This is a genomic window from Stutzerimonas chloritidismutans, assembly GCF_051486945.1.
GTDB lineage: Bacteria > Pseudomonadota > Gammaproteobacteria > Pseudomonadales > Pseudomonadaceae > Stutzerimonas > Stutzerimonas chloritidismutans_B.
Genome location: NZ_JAHVDX010000001.1, coordinates 1,185,512 through 1,202,842 on the forward strand (window position 1 = coordinate 1,185,512; position 17,331 = coordinate 1,202,842).

18 protein-coding genes are annotated in these 17,331 nt (G+C 64.1%); 4 read left to right on the forward strand and 14 right to left on the reverse strand.

Annotated elements, in window-relative coordinates:
- Positions 1–150 precede the first annotated feature (150 nt).
- Positions 151–1,086, forward strand: a complete 936-nt coding sequence (locus tag KXR72_RS05355) for a 2-hydroxyacid dehydrogenase (RefSeq protein WP_437420043.1) — start codon at positions 151–153, stop codon at positions 1,084–1,086.
- Here KXR72_RS05355 and KXR72_RS05360 read toward each other — a convergent pair.
- The 7 genes from KXR72_RS05360 to ppc all read right to left on the reverse strand — a co-directional run bounded on the left by KXR72_RS05360 (position 1,080) and on the right by ppc (position 8,321).
- Positions 1,080–1,862: a class I SAM-dependent methyltransferase gene (locus KXR72_RS05360; RefSeq protein ID WP_437420044.1), complete on the reverse strand. Its 783-nt coding sequence runs from the start codon at positions 1,860–1,862 to the stop codon at positions 1,080–1,082. The genes KXR72_RS05355 and KXR72_RS05360 overlap by 7 nt on opposite strands.
- A 55-nt stretch (positions 1,863–1,917) precedes the next feature.
- The gene (locus KXR72_RS05365; protein WP_437420045.1) at positions 1,918–2,610 is read right to left on the reverse strand and encodes an extensin-like domain-containing protein; all 693 of its coding nucleotides are present in this window, start codon (positions 2,608–2,610) and stop codon (positions 1,918–1,920) included.
- A gap of 42 nt (positions 2,611–2,652) precedes the next feature.
- Positions 2,653–3,513: a DUF72 domain-containing protein gene (locus KXR72_RS05370; RefSeq protein ID WP_437420046.1), complete on the reverse strand. Its 861-nt coding sequence runs from the start codon at positions 3,511–3,513 to the stop codon at positions 2,653–2,655.
- Between the two features lie 16 nt (positions 3,514–3,529).
- Positions 3,530–3,889, reverse strand: a complete 360-nt coding sequence (locus KXR72_RS05375) for a hypothetical protein (protein WP_437420047.1) — start codon at positions 3,887–3,889, stop codon at positions 3,530–3,532.
- A 71-nt stretch (positions 3,890–3,960) separates the two neighbouring features.
- Complete coding sequence (tsaB, locus tag KXR72_RS05380; RefSeq protein WP_437420048.1) at positions 3,961–4,638, reverse strand: tRNA (adenosine(37)-N6)-threonylcarbamoyltransferase complex dimerization subunit type 1 TsaB; 678 nt, start codon at positions 4,636–4,638, stop codon at positions 3,961–3,963.
- A gap of 142 nt (positions 4,639–4,780) precedes the next feature.
- Positions 4,781–5,428: an adenylate kinase gene (gene adk / locus KXR72_RS05385; RefSeq protein WP_437420049.1), complete on the reverse strand. Its 648-nt coding sequence runs from the start codon at positions 5,426–5,428 to the stop codon at positions 4,781–4,783.
- A gap of 256 nt (positions 5,429–5,684) precedes the next feature.
- Entirely contained in the window at positions 5,685–8,321 is a 2,637-nt protein-coding gene (gene ppc, locus KXR72_RS05390; RefSeq protein ID WP_437420050.1) for a phosphoenolpyruvate carboxylase, read from the reverse strand.
- Positions 8,322–8,506: 185 nt separating this feature from the next.
- On the opposite strand from ppc, the gene KXR72_RS05395 reads away from it, so the two are divergent.
- The 3 genes from KXR72_RS05395 to KXR72_RS05405 all read left to right on the forward strand — a co-directional run bounded on the left by KXR72_RS05395 (position 8,507) and on the right by KXR72_RS05405 (position 10,253).
- Positions 8,507–8,845, forward strand: coding sequence for a pilin assembly protein (locus tag KXR72_RS05395; RefSeq protein ID WP_437420051.1), 339 nt, complete (start codon positions 8,507–8,509; stop codon positions 8,843–8,845).
- Between the two features lie 174 nt (positions 8,846–9,019).
- A complete protein-coding gene (locus KXR72_RS05400) occupies positions 9,020–9,415 on the forward strand; it encodes a DUF4398 domain-containing protein (RefSeq protein WP_437420052.1) in 396 nt (131 codons plus the stop codon).
- Positions 9,416–9,449: 34 nt separating this feature from the next.
- Positions 9,450–10,253: an OmpA family protein gene (locus tag KXR72_RS05405; protein ID WP_437420053.1), complete on the forward strand. Its 804-nt coding sequence runs from the start codon at positions 9,450–9,452 to the stop codon at positions 10,251–10,253.
- 73 nt (positions 10,254–10,326) lie between these two features.
- On the opposite strand, the gene KXR72_RS05410 is transcribed toward KXR72_RS05405, so the two are convergent.
- The 7 genes from KXR72_RS05410 to KXR72_RS05440 all read right to left on the reverse strand — a co-directional run bounded on the left by KXR72_RS05410 (position 10,327) and on the right by KXR72_RS05440 (position 17,306).
- Positions 10,327–10,650, reverse strand: a complete 324-nt coding sequence (locus KXR72_RS05410) for a hypothetical protein (RefSeq protein WP_437420054.1) — start codon at positions 10,648–10,650, stop codon at positions 10,327–10,329.
- A gap of 61 nt (positions 10,651–10,711) precedes the next feature.
- Positions 10,712–11,458: a TIGR00266 family protein gene (locus tag KXR72_RS05415; protein ID WP_437420055.1), complete on the reverse strand. Its 747-nt coding sequence runs from the start codon at positions 11,456–11,458 to the stop codon at positions 10,712–10,714.
- Between the two features lie 61 nt (positions 11,459–11,519).
- Positions 11,520–12,179, reverse strand: a complete 660-nt coding sequence (locus KXR72_RS05420) for a Bax inhibitor-1 family protein (protein WP_437420056.1) — start codon at positions 12,177–12,179, stop codon at positions 11,520–11,522.
- 53 nt (positions 12,180–12,232) lie between these two features.
- Positions 12,233–13,528 (reverse strand): flavohemoglobin expression-modulating QEGLA motif protein, encoded by a 1,296-nt coding sequence (locus KXR72_RS05425; RefSeq protein ID WP_437420057.1) that lies wholly within the window; start codon positions 13,526–13,528, stop codon positions 12,233–12,235.
- A 241-nt stretch (positions 13,529–13,769) separates the two neighbouring features.
- Entirely contained in the window at positions 13,770–15,272 is a 1,503-nt protein-coding gene (lysS, locus tag KXR72_RS05430) for a lysine--tRNA ligase (protein ID WP_437420058.1), read from the reverse strand.
- A gap of 62 nt (positions 15,273–15,334) precedes the next feature.
- A protein-coding gene (prfB, locus tag KXR72_RS05435) for a peptide chain release factor 2 (protein ID WP_437420059.1) occupies positions 15,335–16,430 on the reverse strand; the annotation gives its coding sequence in 2 pieces (ribosomal slippage) (positions 15,335–16,357 and positions 16,359–16,430; 1,095 coding nt in all).
- A 120-nt stretch (positions 16,431–16,550) separates the two neighbouring features.
- A complete protein-coding gene (locus KXR72_RS05440) occupies positions 16,551–17,306 on the reverse strand; it encodes a tellurite resistance TerB family protein (RefSeq protein ID WP_437420060.1) in 756 nt (251 codons plus the stop codon).
- Positions 17,307–17,331 lie beyond the last annotated feature (25 nt).

A 17,331-nucleotide genomic window follows, 5' to 3' on the forward strand; every position in this document is an offset into this window, starting at 1 on the left:
GCCTGATCTACCAATGCCACCGTCGCCACGATTACGCAAGCCGAACGTAACGGCTCGACACAACCTCGACCGCAAGCATTGAGCGAGATCAAGCAAGACAGCCCCATGCAGCCCCGTTAACCTCGACCAGAAATCCTAAAGGAGCGATTCATGGACATCCTGCTCTGCGGTAGCTTCGACGAGGCCGAGCGCGACGAATGGCTCGCCGCCCTCCAGGCCGCCTACCCGGACGCCCATTGGCACACCACGCTAGACGGCATCGAGACGAGCCGCATCGAAGTGGCCGTTGTCGCCAACCCACCCACCGGTGCGCTACAGGGCTTGCCCAACCTGCGGTTGATCCAGTCACTCTGGGCTGGCGTCGACCGGCTGATGCAGGACGCCAGCCTGCCGCATGGAGTGCCCATTGCACGTATGGTCGACCCGGCGATGAACCAGGCGATGGCCGAAACCGCCGTCTGGGCAACGCTCTCGCTGCATCGCGGCTTCTTCCGTTACGCCGCGCAGCAGCAGGCGTCGCGGTGGGAGCAATGGCCGCAAAAGCGGGCCGATGACGTTCGGGTGACGGTGCTTGGCCTGGGCCAGATGGGCCGCTGCTGTGCTGAGCGACTGGCCGGATTCGGCTACCGCATCGCAGGCTGGAGTAGCCGACCGGTGTCGATAAGCGGCATCGAAACCTGTCACGGTGAAGCCCAGTTGCCGGCGCTGCTCGAGCGCACCGATATTCTGATCAATCTTCTGCCACTGACGGCTCAGACCGAAGGCGTGCTCGATGCACGTCTGTTCGATGCGCTGGCAGCGGGCGCGGGGCTGATCAATCTGGGCCGCGGAGCGCATCTGGTGGAGGATGACCTGATCGCAGCGCTGGAGCGGGGCCAGCTCGGCCACGCAGTACTGGATGTCTTCCGCCAGGAGCCGCTGCCGGGGTCACACCCGTTCTGGCGTCACCCGAAGATCACCGTACTGCCGCACGTGGCGGCAATGACCGATGCGCGCAGCGCCGCCAGGGTGGTCGCGGAGAACCTGTGCGCGCTGCGTGACGGCCGGCCGCTCGCCAATCTGGTCGATCCGGCGCGAGGCTACTGAGCCGGCTGCAGCTTCTTCTTCGGGTAGATGTCGTAGCGACTGGACTTGCCTTCCAGGCAGTAAGCCGGTTTCGCGCCGTCGATGGCCGGCGCCTTGCGCGGCCGCTTGACCACCACGCGGTGGCTCGCCAGCTCAAGCGCCTGTTCGAGCAAGGCCGAGGCATCCAGGTCGTCGCCCACGAACGGCCGGAACAAGCGCATCTCCTTCTTGACCAGCGCGCTCTTGTCGCGGTGCGGAAACATCGGGTCGAGGTAAATGACCTGCGGCGGTTCGCCCTCCCACCGCGCCATCCGCTCGATGGCGTTGCCCTGTACCAAGCCCATGCGCGCAACGATGGGGCCGACCTCAGCGTCCATGGCCGCACGCGAGAGGCCGTCTTCGAGCAAGGCGGCGATCAACGGCTGGCGCTCGCACAGCACCAGCTCGCAACCCAGGGTCGCCAACACGAAGGCGTCACGACCGAGACCAGCCGTAGCGTCGAGCACCGAGGGCCTAATCCCGGGCTGTATGCCCACGGCCTTGGCGATCATCTGCCCGCTGCCACCGCCGAACTGGCGACGATGCGCCGCTCCGCCTTCGAGAAAATCCACCCGCACAGGACCCGGTGCCTGTGGCTCGACCGACTGCAACTGCAAGCCGCCCTCCCCGACTTGCAGGGCGAACTGCGCATCCTCGGCCTGCAACGGCAACTCGAGACGGCTTGCCCAGGCCTGCGCCTGCCCGACAAATGAGGGGGCAAGCGCTTCGACACGGACGATTGGGCGGCTGTCGGACATGGCAGTGCTCGGCGGGGGAAACGGCGCATTCTGCCAGAGCCTGCGGCGGCCCGCTTTAGCGGCAAAGGCCAAAGCCACCCATGTCGACATGGAAATGGTCATGATGCGCAGCGTTGTACTCGGGGCTCAGGGTAATCCTGAAGGCATCGCAGGCGGCCGCTTTCACCGCCCGGAGAAAGCGCGCCTTATCGCCATCTCCGTTCCAGTCGCGCGCGACCGTGATGCGCGTGCCGTCGGCAAGCCGAAAGCCAGCAAGGTCGAGCGCATTGGCCGATGCATGCTGGCTGCGGCGGTTGCTGCGCGCAATATTGCGGCAGGCGAAACTGCCGAAATGATCGACACGCACGACCGGTTGGCCGAACACCTTCTCGGCTGCCGGCTGCAACCCGTGCCGTTCGAACAGCGCATACGCAGCCGCTAATGGGCAAGTCGCCATGAAGGGCGCGTTAAAGCGAACGGCCGAGCCGCGGACCCTCACGGCGTTCTCGACCGGGCATCCAGCCTGCGGCGTGCTGTCGGGTAAAGCGGTGTAGTCCAGCCCAGAGGTCGCCAGCGCCTGCTTGCACAGCGAGCGACTGTGCTGCAAACGTTCGAGCTTGAACGGCGTAAGCAGGTTGGGCGTTTCGCGGATATCCAACGGCGCCCAAGGGTTCCACTCTCCCGGAATGTCGACATGCCCTCGCCACACCGCGTAGACGAACCCGGCGCCGAGCATCAGCAGGAGCAGAAAGAAACGACCCATCGTCATGCAGGTTCGGCAACGGCGTTGCGCCAAGGTTGCGCGCCAGCCTCAGCCCAGCAGCGACAGTTGCGCCTCGTTCCGCACGGCTGGCAGCTCCAGCACCGGCAAACCGGGTAGCCGGAGGCGCAACTGCGCATGGAAGCGAAGCGCCAGATCGGGCGCCAGCCGGTTGTCAGGCGTGTGCAAGTAAACGTGCGGTCGCTTGCCCGCCTCGATCCAGCCGGCGACCTTGTCCAGCCAGGGCGCCAAAAAGCGATCATTGGCTTCGAGTTCCGGATGGCCCACAAACCGCACCTGCGGGGACAGGCTAAAAGCAGTCGGACGCACCGGTAGCCGCGGCTTCTTGCTTTGCGCATGCAGCACCGCGGGGTCTCGAGAGTGGCAGCTGAACAACGCGCGGGTGTCCATGCAGATGCGTTCGACGCCTCGGTCGAGCAGCAGGCGATTGAGCGCCCGCTCCTCCTGGCCACGGGCGAAGAACGCTGGATGGCGCACCTCCACGGCCAGCGGCCGGCCGAGGGTGTCGATCAGCCCGGCCAGCTCGCCGAGACGGCTCGGCCCAAAGCTAGCCGGCAGCTGCAACCAAAAGGGTGTGATTCGTGGCCCGAGTGGACCAAGTAGGGTACGGAAGGCCGCGAGCAGGTCGCCGGTGTCGCGCAGGTCGGGCGCCTGGCTGATCTCACGCGGCAGCTTCGCGCAGAAGCGAAATGGCTCGGGCATCAGGCTTGCCCAGCGCTGGACTTTCTTTTCCGAAGGCCACGCATAAAGCGTGGTATTGCCCTCAACGCTGTTGAACACTCGACAATAGCCGTCGAGAAAGGCGCTCGACGACGCCTCGGCCGGATACAGCGCACCGCGCCAGGCAGGCTCGTTCCAGGATGGGCAACCAAGAAAATAAGGCAGGTTCAAGCGAAACGGCTACGCCTCAGGCGTAGAGGTCCAGACCGAGCACTTCGTGAGCGTCGACGTCCGGGCTGAAGCTCGCCGTGGTGCCGTAGCTTTGCAGCGCCTGCGCTGCGCGGCTGGTCAATGGTCGCTCCATCATGGCTTCGAAGCGTGACGGCATGAAATCACCAGAGACGACCGAGGCATAGTCGGTCGATTCGCTCTTGCCCGGCCGAGACTGCTGTTCGTAGGTGGCATCGGCCTGATTGGCCGGCGTGACGATCGACTCGCGTGCCTGTTCCGCAGCCTTTTCGCTTTCGCGATAAGGCGCCGTCGCGCTGTCCCGCTGAGGAAGGCGTTCGATGGGATAGGCTGAAGGGGCGAGACCGTTTAGGCGCATCATTCACCTGTGGCAAGTGCCGCGACTCTAGCGAGCGGCCTGAAATTACGCAACGCCGCCCGTCGCCGTCGTCAGCGTTGGACCTTGGGGGTCGCGACGTTGTCCCGCAGGTAGATCGGCTGCGCCTGTTCCGCCTCGACGGCTTCTCCCCGCGCCCACGCATGCCGCGCCAGGCTCAAGAGGTCTTCGGCATGGGGCAGCAGCGTAGCGTCGATGCCAGCCGGTCGCACCGCCAACCGCTCGGCATAGCGCCACCCAGTGCCAGCACCGAACCAGGCACCGTCCGCGTCGCGCGGCAGGCTGACCTGCTCGGGGGGCAGCACGGCCTCGAGGCCAGCCAGCTGGAGGTCATCGCCCTGCGCCTGGTAGCAGGCCCAATACACCTCGTCCATGCGGGCATCGATGGCCACCGCAATCTGCTCGGCACCCTGCTCTCGGCGGGCGCGCTGGGCGATGGTCGCCAGGGTCGATACCGGCACGACTGGCCGCTCCAGCGCGAACGCCAGCCCCTGCACCACGCCAACCGCAATCCGCACGCCGGTGAAAGCGCCCGGGCCGCGACCGAATGCCAATGCATCGACCGCAGACAGGCTGATCCCGGCTTCGGCCAACAGGGTCTGGATCATCGGCAACAGGCGCTGCGCGTGCAGGCGCGGAATCACCTCGTAATGGCTCAGCACTCGGCCGTCATGCAGCAGCGCGACGGAGCAAGCTTCAGTGGCGGTATCGAGGGCGAGCAACGTGGACATCGGCGGTTCAGCTCTGTGAAAAGGCGGCGATTGTAGCAGCAACGCGGCATCCAAACCTGAGCGGGCCGCGGCCCGACAAACCATCAGCCTGAAAAAACAAAACCCCGCGATGGCGGGGTTCCTGGCGGCGGCGCTGCGGGGATCAGCTCAGCGCGGCGAGCACTTTGGTGGTGATTTCCTCGACCGTGCCAACGCCTTCGATGCGGCTGCACTTGGGCTTACCTTCAGCCGCTTCGAGGTTCCGGTAGAACGCCACCAGCGGTTGGGTCTGGGAGTGATAGACGCTCAGGCGATGGCGAACGGTGTCTTCGAGGTCGTCCTTGCGATGGACCAGCTCTTCGCCCGTCACGTCATCGACGCCGCTGACCTTCGGCGGATTGTGCTCGGTGTGATACACACGCCCCGACGCTGGATGCACGCGACGGCCCGAGAGGCGACCGACGATCTCCTCGTCGTCCACGGCGATTTCGATGACGTGGTCCAACTTGACGCCTGCGTCGCGCAACGCCTCGGCCTGGGGGATGGTGCGCGGGAAACCGTCGAACAGAAAGCCGTTGGCGCAGTCTGCCTGCTGCAGGCGCTCCTGGATCAGCGCGATGATGATGGCGTCGGAGACGAGCCCGCCGCTATCCATGACGTCTTTGACCTGCAAGCCCAGCGGGGTGCCAGCCTTGACCGCCGCGCGCAGCATGTCGCCAGTGGAGATTTGCGGAATGGCGAACTTCTCGGTGATGAAGCGTGCCTGTGTACCTTTCCCGGCACCGGGCGCTCCCAGCAGAATCACGCGCATGGATGAGTCCTCGACTTTTCTTAAAAAGGGGCGCCGCCAGGCCCGGATGACTGGCCGAACAACCTGGCGGATCAACAAATCTGGTTTGCCGCCATGCGACAAAAGGTTGAACACGATACACAGCGCACAGTAGCCAGACAAGCGGCGCCCCGCTCCGCCCAGGTGCCAGCTGCGGGCGCGCCGGTGCCCGGTTCACGACGGTGCTCAAAGCCCGCCGCAAGCGGCGATACCGGCAGGCCTCGTTGGGCGCAGATGCCTAGCCGGTGTTGCGCAACCCAGCGGCGATCCCCGCAACGCTGACCAGCAGGGCTTGCTCCAGCGGGCTTTCGGCAGGGTTACGCTGCTGCCTGGAGCGCGCCAGCAGTTCGGTCTGCATGAGGTGCAGGGGGTCCAGGTAGGTGTTGCGCAGGCTGAACGCCTCGAGCGTATCCGGACTATGGGCCAGCAGCTGCGACTGTCCGGTCAGGCCCAGCACGGCCTCGACCGCCTGCGACAATCTGTCACGCAAATCCGCACCGAGCGGCTGCAAATCAGCGCTGACCAACCGCTCGTCGTAGCGCCGGGCAATCTCGGCATCCGCCTTGGCCAGCACCATTTCAAGCATGTCGATGCGCGTGGTGAAGAAGGGCCATCGCGCGCGCATGACCTGAAGCCGATCCCCTTCGCCCCGCGCCAGCGCCTGGCGCAGCGCCTGCTCCCAGCCTAACCAGGCGGGCAGCATCAGCCGTGTCTGGGTCCAGGCGAAGATCCACGGAATCGCCCGCAGGCTTTCGACCCCGCCTTCGCGGCGCTTGGCCGGGCGACTGCCGAGCGGCAGACGTCCCAGCTCCTGCTCTGGCGTGGCCTGACGGAAATAGTCGACAAACTGTGGATGATCCCTCACCACGCCACGGTAGGCCTCGACGCCATCGGCGGCCAGCCGGTCCATGGTTTCGCGCCAGTCCGGCTCCGGCATCGGTGGCGGCAGGAGCGTCGCTTCGAGCACTGCAGCCAGGTAGAGATTGAGATTCTGTTCGGCAATGTCGGGCAGGCCGAACTTGAAACGGATCATCTCGCCCTGCTCGGTGGTGCGGAAGCGTCCAGCGACCGAGCCCGGCGGCTGCGACAGGATCGCCGCATGAGCCGGGCCGCCGCCGCGGCCAACGGTACCGCCGCGGCCATGGAAGAGCAGCAGCTCGACGTCATGCGCGCGGCAGATTTCGACTAGCCGTTCCTGTGCGCGGTATTGCGCCCAGGCCGCCGCCGTCGTACCGGCATCCTTGGCTGAGTCGGAGTAGCCGATCATGACCTCCTGCGGGCCATGCAGCCGCTGCCGATAGCCGGGCAGTTCGAGCAAACATTCGATGGTCGGGCCAGCGTTGTTCAGGTCATCAAGCGTTTCGAACAGCGGCACCACGCGCATCGGTCGTTGCAGACCCGCCTCCTTGAGCAGCAACTGCACGGCCAGCACATCGGAAGCACCGCGCGCCATCGAAATCACGTAGGACCCCAGCGATGCGCCCGGCGCCTGCGCGGCAACCCGGCACGTCGCGAGCACCTCGGCGGTTTCAGCGGAGGCTTGGAAGTCCGGCGGCAAAAGAGGCCGACGGTTGTTCAGCTCGCGCTGTAGAAAATCCAGCCGCTGCTGTTCATCCCATTGATCGTACTGGCCGAGGCCAAGGTAGTCGGTGATCTCGGCCAACGCGGCGGCATGCCGGGTCGAATCCTGACGGATATCCAGGCGCGCCAGGAACAGCCCAAACGCGGCAGCACGGCGCAGGGTGTCGAGCAGCGCGCCGTCGGCGATGACGCCCATGCCGCAGGCATGCAGGGAGCGATAACAGAGTTCCAGCGGCTCGCGCAGCGCTCGGTTGTCCTGTAGCACGTCGGGCGGTGCGGGCAGGTCATGCGACAGCGCCTGGCGCGCCCAGTCACGCGTGGCCTGCAGACGGCCGCGTAGCTGCTTCAGCAATACCCGGTAGGGCTCGGCGGTCTCGCCGCTCTGGGCAAGCAGCTCTTCGGTGGCGCTCTGCATGGACAGCGCCGCAATCAGGCCGTCCATGTCCTTCAGGAACAGGCTGGCCGCGACGCCGCGCGCCAGCAGCAATACCTCACGCGTCACGGCCGCCGTGACGTTCGGATTGCCATCGCGATCACCGCCCATCCACGACGCGAAGCGGATGGGTGCCGCATCCAGTGGAAGATGAAGCCCCGTACTGCGGCGCAGTGCGAGGTCGGTATGCCGCAACACGTTGGGCAATGCCTGCCAGAGAGAATTCTCGATCACCGCGAAGCCCCACTTCGCCTCTTCAACCGGGGTCGGCCGGCTGCGACGGATCTCTTCGGTGTGCCAGGCTTCGGCGATCAGGCGCTGCAGCTGCAATTCGATCTGCGCCAACTCCGCGGCGCCAAGGTCGGTGTGGTCCCGCGCGGCGAGCTGCGCGGCAATGGCATCGTACTTCTGGATCAGCGTGCGCCGCGACACCTCGGTCGGGTGCGCCGTTAGCACCAGTTCGATCTCCAGCCGGCCAACCTGACGGGCGATGACGTCCTGGCCGAATCCCTCGGCTTTGAGTCGCTCCAACAGGCCGCCGAGCACGCCGGACTCGAAAGGTGCCAGCTCCCCCGGCTGCCGGCGCCGGACGCGGTGGTATTGCTCGGCGATGTTCGCCAGGTTGAGGAATTGATTGAAGGCTCGGGTCATGGGCAGCAATTCGTCGTCGGCCAGGCCGTCCAGCGTTTCCTGCAACAGCTTCGCGCCATCTGCCGATCCTCGCCGCGCGCCTTTTGCACCCTTGCGAATGCGCTCGATCTTGTCGAAGAACGCCTCGCCATGCTGTTCACGGATTGTCTTCCCCAGCAGCTCACCGAGCAGATGGACGTTCTCGCGCAGCCGCGCATCGATCTTCGCCATGTTTCCTCTCCCCTGCCGCATCAGTGAGGACGCGCCGTAACGAGTGCTGAACGGCCGCGCGGTAAAAACCTCCAAACAGAGTGCCCAGCGCAGCCGCCGATGACAAGGCGTCGGGTAAGAGCGCCCGGTAGCCGCGCAACCACTCACTCGAATCGCTCGCGGTGGCGAGCTAAGGATGACGCGCAATGAAAATATCCGAACTGGTCCGCGAATGGGAAAGCACCGCAAGCGGCCGGATGAGCGCCCAGGAGTACCGCATCCATCTGGATGTCGAGAGCGCGGCGAGGTTGGCTGCGCTGGCCGAGATGTACCCCAAGCGCAGCACCGAGGAACTGCTGGGCGAGCTGGTCGGCGCCGCACTCGAGGCCATCGAGACCAGCCTGCCCTACAAGCAGGGCACCAAAGTGATCTCCACCGATGAGCAGGGCGACCCGATCTATGAGGATGTTGGTCCGACGCCGCGCTTTCTCGCTCTATCGCGCAAGCATCTTGAACGGTTGCTGGCCGAGCGGGAAGCGAACTGAAGTGGCCCGAAGCGGCGCTGCAGACGTGTCGGCGCACGTTTCGTTGAACGATTGCAGCGCGATGGCCTCACAAAAATATGCCCGCCCTGATCGCTAATAAGCGGCCAGGCCGCGATTCGACGCCCGCGGGCGCTGTTCCGATCCGTCAGGCAACATTTGCATTGGAGACTGGCCATGAAAATGAAATCCCTCGCAAGCCCTCTGTCGCGCTTCCAGGTTCCCAAGCTGGCCGCCGTGGCCCTGGGAGGCCTGCTGCTGGTCGGTTGTGCCGGCAACCCGCCGAACGAGCAGTTCGCCGTTACCGAGTCGGCTGTCCGTAGCGCCGTGAGCGCAGGCGGCACTGAATACGCTGCCGTTGAAATGCGCGCTGCGCAGGAAAAGTGGAAGCAGGCCGAGTTGGAAATGCAGAAGGAAAACTACGACAAGGCTCGCAAGCTCGCCGAGCAGGCCGAGTGGGACGCCCGCGTTGCCGAGCGCAAGGCCCAGGCTGCCAAAGCAAAGAGGGCAGTCGAAGAAGCCAACAAAGGGATCGAGGATCTGCGCGAAGAAAGCATGCGCGGCACCCGTTGATCACGTTCAAGCCTTCAGCACAGGATGACCCGTTATGAACAAACTACTGACCATCCCCACCGCGCTGGCCATGGCTGTCGGCCTTGCCGCCTGTTCGTCGCAGCCGAACGAAAACCTGGAACAGGTTCGCGGCCAGTATGCCCAGCTGCAGAGCGACCCGCGCTCCAACCGTATGGCTGCGCTTGAGACCGAAGACGCCGGAAAAGCACTCGACCGTGCCACTACGGCCTATCAGAACGATGCCGATGAAGAGCGCGTCGACCAACTCGCCTACCTGGCCAAGCGCCGAGTGGAGCTGGCCGAGCAAACCATCGCGCTGCGCACCGCAGAGCAGGAAATTGAAAAAGCCTCAGCTAAGCGCGCCGAGGCCCGTCTGGAATCTCGTGAGCAACAACTGCGTCGCCAGCAGGAAGAAATTCGCCAGCTGCAGCAAGATCTACAGGCCAAGCAAACCGAGCGCGGTACGTTGGTTACCTTCGGTGACGTGCTGTTCGACCTGGACAAAGCCCAGTTGAAGCCGTCCGGCATGCGTGGCATCCAGAAACTCGCCGACTTCCTCAACGAAAATCCCGAACGCAAGGTAGTGGTCGAGGGCTACACCGATAGCACCGGTTCCGACTCGTACAACCAGCAGCTCTCCGAGCGCCGCGCCGAGGCCGTACGCCGCGCGCTGACCCGTGCCGGCGTCGATCCCCAGCGGATCCAGGCCGTAGGCTACGGTGAGCAATACCCAGTGGCGAGCAACGATTCGCCGTCGAGCCGGGCGATGAATCGTCGCGTGGAAGTCACTATTTCCAACGACAACCAGCGCGTCGCGCCGCGTTCGTCCATGGAGTGATGTACGCAGCACGGCGCCGACGCCGGTGCCCGAAAAGAAAAAGCCCGCCAATAAGGCGGGCTTTTTTTATTGCTCACTTGAGCTCCACAGGGGTTTCCTGCCCCATGCAACGGATGGCGCGCTTGCGCTTGTCGACCAACACGCCGGTCAGCCCCTTGTGCTCGGTATCGAACAGAACCAGCACCCCGTCGATGCACTGCGCCACCTGCGGTGCCGGGTCCAGGGACACCTTGTAGTCCTCGCCGGGGATAGTCTTTAGCATGGTGAAGTCAGCCAGCAGCAGCGCATCCTCAGGCTTGGCTATGTGCACATAACCGTAATAGCTGAGCACCCCGACCGTTCCGATAACGGTGCCGACGGCGGTGAGGATGTAGGGAATCAGGTTGCGATCGGACATGGATGATCTCGGTAGAAGCAAAAAAGCGGATTGTGGCAAATCTGGCGGGGCGAAGGTCGGCTCATTTGCCCCCGGCCCGCGTTTCGCCCCGCGGTTGGTAGGTCGCCTCGAACACACGCTCGGCGAGCCGTGAGAATGGCAAGCTCTGGATCCAGACGCTGCCGGTGCCCTTGAGGGTCGTCAGCAGCAGCCCCTCGCCACCGAACAACATGCTCTTGAGCCCGCCGGCAAGCTGGATGTCGTAGTCGATCCCCTGGGTGAAGGCGACGAGGCAACCCGTGTCCAGCCGGAGGGTTTCGTTGTTGAGCTCCTTGCGGATTACGGTGCCGCCGGCGTGCACGAAGGCCAGGCCATCGCCTTCCAGGCGCTGCAGAACGAAGCCTTCGCCGCCGAAGAAGCCGGCACCGATGCGCTTGCTGAAGCTGACGCCGATCCGCGTGCCGAAGGCGGCGCAAAGGAAGGAATCCTTCTGGCAGATCAAGGTGCCGCCCACCGATGCCAGGTCCACCGGCACGACGGTTCCCGGATAGGGCGCGGCGAACGCGACACGCGCCTTGCCTTTACCTTCATGGGTGAAATGCGTGAGGAAGAGCGATTCGCCCGTGATCATCCGCTTGCCCATGCCCCACAACTTGCCGAGCATCCCGCTGCTGGAGCCATCGCCCATGCGCGCCTCGAAACGCACCCCGTCGGTCATGTAGTTCATCGCACCCGCTTCGGCGATGACGGTTTCCCCCGGGTCGAGCAGGATCTCGACGCTCTGCGCGGACTGCCCAAGGATTTCGTATTCAAGTTCGTGGCTAGACACGGCGGCCTCCGTTGCGGCTGGTTGACTGGGCGCCCCACCACTGCGCACCGAGGCGCGGCGGCTACTTGCGCCCGAGAATGCGCAGGATACGCAGGAACAGGTTGATGATGTCCATATAGACCGCAGCGGCACTGTCGATGGCGTTGTCGATCGTCTTGGGGATCTGGTTCGCCCGGCCCCAGTCGTAGCCGATGTAACCACAGAAGATCAGTACCACCAGCCAATCGATCATGGCGTGACGGATGTTAAACACCAGAATTTCGACCAGTTCGACCACCAATACCGCAAGCAGCGCAACGGTGAGCGCCCCGGGGATTCTGGCGAAGACGCGTGGAAACAGCGTGCCCAGCGTCAGCATCACGAGCGTGGCGAAGGCGGTGACGCGGATCGCATCGGTCATCAGACTGGCGTCGTAGCGGCTCACTGCAAGGTTAACCACCAGGCCGAAGGGCACCACCACCAAGTTGTAGCCGACGAAGCTGACCCAGGGCTGATTGGATCGGTGAAAGAGGTGAATGCCTGCCAAGCCGCTCAGCAGGTAACCGCCGATGAACAGCAAGGGATGGATATCGCGGATCGCCCCGACCGGAATACTCGTGACCATCCACCAATTGATCAGCAGCCCCCAGCAGAGCGTGAGGCCAATGATCAGGTTATAGAGCGAGGCGGAGACCGTGCGGTCCATCAGGTCCGAACGGCGGGCGAAGACGGGGGTGTCCATGGCGATAGCATCCTTGCTTAAGCGTTGAAACGGGAGGCGCGATCCGTCGCGCCTCAGATGATGTTGGCGTAGTCGGCCTCGATTCGATCCAAGCTCAGATGGTTGAGGAAGTTCGAAAAACACATCCAGGCCGAAAGCGCATTGAGGTCCTGGAACTGCTGCGGCAGGTACTTGGGCGGCACCACCATGCCCTCCTCGACCAATTGGCGCAGCGTTCGCATGTCCTCGAGCGTGGTCTTGCCGCAGAACAGCAGCGGGATCTGCTCCAGCTTGCCTTTGCGGACCGCGAGCTGGATGTAGTTGTAGACCATGATGAAACCCTTCAGGTAGGACAGATCCTTGGTGAAGGGCAAGCCATCGGGCGTCGACCCACGAAAGACGCGGCTTGCGTTGCTGTAGCTCTCTTCGTCGCCGTAACCCTGTTCACGGAAGAAGGCGAAGACGTCGAGGAAATCCGCGCCCTCTTCCGCCATGTGGATGGCGCGCGTGCGGTTGGTCAGTTTGCGCAGGCGGGTCGGGTAGGAGGCGAATGCGATCACTTCCATCAGGATCGCCAGGCCTTCCTGGGTCACGGTCGAGGACGGCGGACCCTTGGCGAGAAAGGTGCAGATTGGCTGGTTCTGGCCGTTGAGCGTGGTGCCGACGTGCACCAGCCCTTCATGGACTTCCAGCGCGCGCACGTCGCGTTCGTTGAACATCGCGTCGCTGCGGATCTTGATGTAGTCGGCGCCGGCCGCAGCGTCCGCGAGGATGCCGTCGGATTCGAAGACGCGGATCACGCCCTCGCCTTCGCCAAACACTTTGTCCAGCCGGCTCTGCAGCATTTCGACCGCCTGCGGCGCGTTGACGGTCTTGGCCTCGTCCTTCAAATCGCCGCGATCGGCGATGTTGTTCAGGTAATCGGAGAGCATCAGCCCGAGGTCGGCGAGCGTAGGGTCACCGGCGTGGAAGGCATCGGACGCCGCGCCATAGAGCTCCTGGGAGATCAGGCCGAAATCGGCGGTACCGCGCGCTTCGAGCATGCGGATCACCATGCGGTATTCCTTGCACATGCGGCGCATGATCTGCCCGACCGGATTGAACTGGCCGAGCTGGCGGGTAATGTCACGCTCGATGTTCTGGAATTCTTCCTTCTTCGCGCTGGAATCGAAGGACAGCGGACGGCCTTCGTAGTAGGCACGGCTCACTTCCGGCAGCTCGCGACCGCCGGCGGCGAAGAAACGCTGGCGAATGCTTTCGTCCCACTTGACCGCATCAAGCACACGGACCGGCGTCTGAGCCTCGACGATGCGGTCCGACAGGCCACGCACCGTCAGTTGGTATTCGTCCAGGTTATTACGCGAATTCATCCGTACCTCGTCAGTGATGGTCCGTAGCCTTGAGGTTATACAGCAGCGGACCCCGGCAAAGCGTGCACGGTTCGCCAACCGGGCCGGTGGCGGGGCGCGTGACGAACGCAGGCCAACCAAGGCGGGTTGTACTCGCCTTACGCAAGCACAACGTCCGACATATCGGCAGCGTTGCCCGATTCCGTAGAGCGGGTGCAACCCGCCGCCGTATCGCGTATACCCCTGGACACGCCGCTCCCCGTCAGGCCTCAGGGCGCATGTGCGGGAACAGGATCACGTCGCGGATCGACGGCGAATTGGTCAGCAGCATCACCAGACGGTCAATACCGATGCCCTCGCCCGCCGTCGGCGGCATGCCGTATTCCAGTGCGCGGACGAAGTCGGCATCGAAATGCATGGCTTCGTCATCGCCGGCGTCCTTGTCACGCACCTGCGCATGGAAGCGCTCGGCCTGGTCTTCGGCGTCGTTCAACTCGGAATAGGCGTTGGCGATCTCGCGTCCGCCGATGAACAGTTCGAAGCGGTCGGTGACGCTCGGGTCGTCATCGCTGCGGCGTGCCAGCGGCGAAACCTCGAACGGATAACGGGTGATGAAGGTGGGCTGCTCCAGCTTGTGCTCGACCAGTTCCTCGAAAATCATCACCTGCAGCTTGCCCAGGCCTTCGAAGCCCAGCACCTTGGCGCCGGCTTTCTTGGCGATCGCACGCGCGGTGTCGATGTCGTTGAGATCGTCGGCACTGATGTCCGGGTTGAATTTCATGATGGAGTCGAACACCGACAGCCGCGCAAAGGGTTCGCCGAAATGGAACACCTTGTCGCCGTAGGGCACGTCGGTGCTGCCGAGCACCAGCTGCGCCAGCTCGCGGAACAGCTCCTCGGTCAGGTCCATGTTGTCTTCGTAGTCGGCGTAGGCCTGGTAGAACTCGAGCATGGTGAACTCGGGGTTATGCCGGGTCGAGACGCCTTCGTTACGGAAGTTGCGGTTGATCTCGAAGACGCGCTCGAAGCCGCCGACCACCAGGCGCTTGAGATAGAGCTCCGGCGCGATGCGCAAGAACATCGGCAGGTCCAGCGCATTGTGGTGGGTCTCGAACGGCTTGGCTGCGGCGCCGCCGGGAATGGTCTGCAGCATCGGCGTTTCGACTTCCAGGAAGTCACGCTCGTTGAGGAATTTGCGAATGTGCCCAATGACCTGGGAGCGCACACGGAAGGTGTGGCGGGTTTCTTCGTTGACGATCAGGTCGACATAGCGCTGACGGTAGCGCTGTTCGGTGTCGGTCAGGCCGTGATGCTTGTCCGGCAGCGGGCGCAGCGACTTGGTCAGCAGGCGCACACCGGTCATCTCGACGTACAGGTCGCCCTTGCCCGAGCGTGCCAGGGTGCCTTCGGCGGCGATGATGTCGCCCAGGTCCCAATGCTTGATGGCTTCCAGCGTCTCGGCCGGCAGTGTCTTGCGGTTGACGTAGACCTGGATGCGTCCGGTCATGTCCTGCAGGACCATGAAGGCGCCGCGGTTGAGCATGATGCGCCCGGCAACCTTCACCGGGATGGCCGCTTCTGCCAGCTCTTCCTTGGTCTTGTCCGCGTATTTCAGCTGCAGGTCGTTGCAGTAGCTGTCGCGACGGAAGTCATTGGGGAAGGCATTGCCCTGCTCGCGCGCGGCCGCAAGTTTTTCCTTGCGCTGGGCGATCAGCTTGTTTTCTTCCTCTAGGATGGCGTGCTGGTTCAGCGGTTGTTCGCTCATTGCGGGTCGTCCCGGTCAAATCGTTTCAATGGGGTGCTGCGGCTTGAGGCGTGCGGCTGCGCTCAGAGCCCCTGTTTCAGGCTGGCTTCGAGGTACCCGTCGAGGTCGCCGTCGAGCACCTTCTGGCAATCGCTACGTTCCACGCCGGTACGCAGATCCTTGATGCGCGAGTCGTCGAGCACGTAGGACCGGATCTGGTGGCCCCAGCCGATGTCCGACTTGCTGTCTTCCAGCGCCTGGGAGGCGGCGTTGCGCTTCTGCATTTCCAACTCGTACAACTTGGCCCGCAGCATCTTCATGGCGGTGTCCTTGTTGGCGTGCTGAGAGCGTTCGTTCTGGCAGGCCACCACGGTGTTGGTCGGCACGTGGGTGATACGCACCGCCGAGTCGGTGGTGTTGACGTGCTGACCACCAGCGCCGGAGGAGCGGTAGGTATCAATGCGCAGGTCGGCCGGGTTGATTTCGATCTCCACCTTGTCGTCGATCTCGGGCGATACGAATACCGCCGAGAACGAGGTGTGGCGACGGGCGCCGGAGTCGAACGGGCTCTTGCGCACCAGGCGATGCACGCCAATCTCGGTGCGCAGCCAGCCGAAGGCGTATTCGCCCTTGATGTGCACGGTGGCGCCCTTGATGCCGGCGACTTCACCTTCGGACAGCTCGACGATCTCGGCAGTGAAGCCGCGTTTGTCGGCCCAGCGCAGGTACATGCGCAGCAGGATGTTGGCCCAGTCTTGGGCCTCGGTACCGCCGGAACCGGCCTGGATATCGAGGTAGCAGTTGTTGGGATCCATCTCGTGGCTGAACATGCGGCGGAACTCGAGCTTCTCGAGGATTTCGCGCAGGCGCTCGACTTCGGCCACGATGTCGTCCACGGCGCCTTCGTCGTTTTCTTCAGCGGCCATTTCCAGCAGGTCGCGCGAATCGGCCAGGCTACCGGTCAGATCGTCGATGGTTTCGACGATCTGCGCCAGGGTGGCGCGTTCACGGCCCAGGCCCTGGGCATATTCGGGCTTGTTCCAGACGTTCGGATCTTCGAGTTCGCGGTTTACTTCGACGAGGCGATCATGCTTCTGATCGTAGTCAAAGATACCCCCGAATTGACTGGGTGCGGTCGGACAGGTCCTTGATGCTGTTGAGGATCGGGTTGATTTCCATGGTGGGCAGCTCTCGATCGGACGTTGGCGAAAAGCCGGCGATTATAGCGCAGCCACCCGAGGCTGACAGCCCATCCGGGCCCGCCGAGCACGCCTGATGGCGTGCCCAGCACCGGTAGGGTCAGGTGGAAACGCCGCGGACCTGGCTTTCGAGCTCGGCCTTGAGGCCAGCGTCGAGCCCCATCTGGCGCGCCAGCTCGTCGAGGTAGGCGCGCTCCATGAACTGATCCTCATCGATCATCAACACGCTGGCCAGGTACATCTCCGAAGCCAGCTCTGGCGTAGTGGCGGCTGCGGCGATCTCCACCGGGTCCAGAGGCTTATTCAGCTCAGCCTCGAGCCAGCGCTGCAACTCCGCATCCTCGGTGAGCTGGGCCAGTTCGGCCTCGATCATCCGGCGTTCCTGTTCATCGACGTGCCCGTCGGCCTTCGCCGCGGCGACCAGCGCCTTGAGGATCGCGCGACTGTGCTCCTCGACCTGATCGGGAGGGAGCCGATCCACTGTCTTCGGCTCGGTCCGCGTCGGGCTCGGCTGGGTGGCGCTCGGGTTCGTCGCGGTGGCCTGTTGCGCCTGCCAGTTGCCATAGGCCTTGTAAGCCAGCATGCCGAGCGCCGCGAGCCCGCCATAGGTGACGGCTTTGCCGCCGAGGCGGCGACCGCCCTTGCGTCCGAGCAACAGGCCGAGCGCGCCGGTCGCCAGGGCGCCCCGTCCGCCGCCACTGCCTAGCACGCTGCCCAAGGGGCCGCCGACGCCGGATAGCAGGTCGCCGAGCGGGTCGCCCGGCGCCGGGGAGGATCGGGACACGGAGCCGGATTTCTTCTGCAAAAGGTCCTGCCCCGACTTGAGCAGCTGATCGAGTAATCCTGAGGTCTTCATGGGTCACCTGGTTCTGGGATAAAGA